At 48.5% G+C, this 1,097-nt stretch carries 1 protein-coding gene; it reads left to right on the top strand.

Going from position 1 to position 1,097, the window contains the following annotated elements:
* Nucleotides 1–72: 72 nt before the first annotated feature.
* Nucleotides 73–1,097 (top strand): IS630 family transposase (locus RHEIN_RS17965; RefSeq protein ID WP_050801220.1); only part of this gene is annotated, 1,025 nt, incomplete at its 3' end.

Raw genomic sequence — 1,097 nt, 5'->3', positions numbered from 1 at the left:
AAGGGAACTCAATGCGGTTTGCGCGATCTGATCAGTCGCCAAACAAAACCAAAGACACCAACCGCATTGAGTATGAATACGTTACCATTTTTTACGCCACAGGCGCTGTACCGCCTGAAAAAAATTGTGCAATGGAACCCAAACAGGCCACTGGCTCGCAGAGCAAACGCCATTTTGTTGTGGGCTCAGGGGAAATCCAAAGCTGAGATTGCCCGAGTGCTACAGGCTGCACGATCCAGTGTAAATCGTTGGATTAAGTGGTATCTCGCTGATGACCTTGATGGGTTACAAGCTGATTTGCCTGGGAAGAAAGTACGTTTTCCACCGACATTTATCGGTGAGTTACTCAAGTTGCTTATCAGTTTCAGGCCACAGGATTTTGGCTACCAGCGTTCGCGCTGGAGCAGTGAATTGCTCAGTATCGTTATTCGTGAGGCGCTGAACATTGTGCTTCACAGCTCGACTATCCGGCGCTGGCTACCCAAGCACGGTATTGTCTGGCGACGTGCTGCACCAACATTGCAGATTAAAGACCCGGATAAAGAGGCAAAATTAGCCGCGATAAAACAGGCACTTTCATCCTGTGACGCGGAAAACCCTGTCTTCTATGAAGATGAAGTGGATATCCATCTGAATCCGAAAATTGGTGCTGATTGGGGATTGCGGGGCCAACAACGCAAAGTCATTACACCGGGGCAAAACAAGAAACACTTTCTGGCTGGAGCACTGCACAGCAGTTCAGGCCAGGTGACCTATGTGGGCTCCACGTCTAAAAATACAGTGCTGTTTATCGACTTACTCAGAGCACTGCGCAGACGCTACAGAAGTGCCAAAACCATTACGTTGATTGTTGATAACTACATCATTCACAAAAGTAAAGTCGCAGAGAAATGGCTGAAGAATAACCCGAAATTCAAGCTCTTGTTTTTGCCAGTCTATAGCCCGTGGCACAACAAAATCGAGCTGCTGTGGCATTCGTTGCATGAAACCATCACCCGGAATCATACGTGCCGGTCGATGGATGAATTAATGGAACGGGTAGAGCATTTTATGGACACGGTTTCACCCTTCCCGGGTGGTGGGCATGGCAGCAAGCG

The sequence above is a fragment of the Rheinheimera sp. A13L genome, from assembly GCF_000217935.1.
Taxonomy (GTDB): Bacteria; Pseudomonadota; Gammaproteobacteria; order Enterobacterales; family Alteromonadaceae; genus Pararheinheimera.
The sequence above is the reverse complement of the archived record's forward strand: the minus strand, read 5'-3'. Positions and strand labels throughout refer to the sequence as shown.